At 57.8% G+C, this 1886-nt stretch carries 1 rRNA gene; it reads left to right on the forward strand.

What is annotated here, in order from left to right:
• Nucleotides 1–1822, forward strand: a 23S ribosomal RNA gene (locus tag B042_RS0116895); the annotation flags it as partial.
• Between the last annotated feature and the right edge of the window lie 64 nt (nt 1823–1886).

Below are 1886 nucleotides of genomic sequence, written 5' to 3' on the forward strand. Positions count from 1 at the left end.
TGGGTTGGTAGGGGAGCGTCGTGCATCCGGTGAAGCTGCCGAGTGATCGTGTGGTGGAGGGTGTGCGAGTGAGAATGCAGGCATGAGTAGCGAGAGCGGCGTGAGAAACGTCGCCGCCGATTGACTAAGGGTTCCTGGGGCAGGTTAATCCGCCCAGGGTGAGTCTGGACCTAAGGCGAGGCCGACAGGCGTAGTCGATGGATAACGGGTTGATATTCCCGTACCCGTGCACGAGCGCCCATGCTGAATCGTGTGATGCTAACCGTGTGTGCTGTCGGGGTGTCCTTCGGGATGCTCTGGTTGGTGCGTGTGGGAACCGATCGTGTAGTAGGTAAGTGATGGGGTGACGCAGGAGGGTAGCTCTACCCGGCGGTGGTTGTCCGGGGGTAAGCGTGTAGGCCGGTGTGTTGGTAAATCCGCATGCCATGGAGGCTGAGGCGTGATGCCGAGCCGTTTTTGGTGAAGTGAGTGATCCCGTGCTGTCGAGAAAAGCCTCTAGCGAGTTCGTGTGTGGCCAGTACCCTAAACCGACGCAGGTGGTCAGGTAGAGAATACCGAGGCGTTCGGGTGAACCATGGTTAAGGAACTCGGCAAATTGTCCCCGTAACTTTGGGAGAAGGGGAGCCCTGTCTGGTGATGGACTGTGCGTCTTGAGCTGGGTGGGGTCGCAGATAGCGGGGGGAAGCGACTGTTTATTAAAAACACAGGTCCGTGCGAAGTCGTAAGACGCTGTATACGGACTGACGCCTGCCCGGTGCTGGAACGTTAAGAGGACTGGTTAGCGGGTTTCGGCCTGTGAAGCTGGGAATCTAAGCGCCAGTAAACGGCGGTGGTAACTATAACCATCCTAAGGTAGCGAAATTCCTTGTCGGGTAAGTTCCGACCTGCACGAATGGCGTAACGACTTCCCCACTGTCTCAACCATGGGCCCGGTGAAATTGCACTACGAGTAAAGATGCTCGTTTCGCGCAGCAGGACGGAAAGACCCCGGGACCTTCACTATAGCTTGACATTGGTGTTTGGGATGGTTTGTGTAGGATAGGTGGGAGCCGGTGAAGCTGTCACGCTAGTGGCGGTGGAGGCGTTGGTGAAATACCACTCTGGCTGTTTCGGGCATCTAACCTTGGGCCGTGATCCGGTTCGGGGACAGTGTCTGGTGGGTAGTTTAACTGGGGCGGTTGCCTCCTAAAGGGTAACGGAGGCGCCCAAAGGTTCCCTCAGCCTGGTTGGTCATCAGGTGTTGAGTGTAAGTGCACAAGGGAGCTTGACTGTGAGACGGACGTGTCGAGCAGGAGCGAAAGCTGGGACTAGTGATCCGGCACCGGCGTGTGGAAGCGGTGTCGCTCAACGGCTAAAAGGTACCCCGGGGATAACAGGCTGATCTTCCCCAAGAGTCCGTATCGACGGGATGGTTTGGCACCTCGATGTCGGCTCGTCGCATCCTGGGGCTGGAGTTGGTCCCAAGGGTTGGGCTGTTCGCCCATTAAAGCGGCACGCGAGCTGGGTTTAGAACGTCGTGAGACAGTTCGGTCCCTATCCGCTGTGCGCGTTGGAGACTTGAGAAGGGCTGTCCCTAGTACGAGAGGACCGGGACGGACGGACCTCTGGTGTGCCAGTTGTTCTGCCAAGGGCATGGCTGGTTGGCTACGTTCGGGAGGGATAACCGCTGAAAGCATCTAAGCGGGAAGCCTGCTTCGAGATGAGGTCTCCTGCCCCTGTGAGGGGGTAAGGCTCCCTGTAGACGACGGGGTTGATAGGCCGGGTGTGGAAGCCTTGTGAGGGGTGGAGCTGACCGGTACTAATAGGCCGAGGGCTTGTCCGCTGCAGATTGCTGGGTGTTCGCGCACACTGTTTCATGTATGGGTTTTCCTGTGGCTGCTGCTTTG

Origin of the sequence: Nocardiopsis sp. CNT312 (assembly GCF_000515115.1) — a bacterium.
In the GTDB taxonomy this organism is placed as follows: domain Bacteria; phylum Actinomycetota; class Actinomycetes; order Streptosporangiales; family Streptosporangiaceae; genus Nocardiopsis.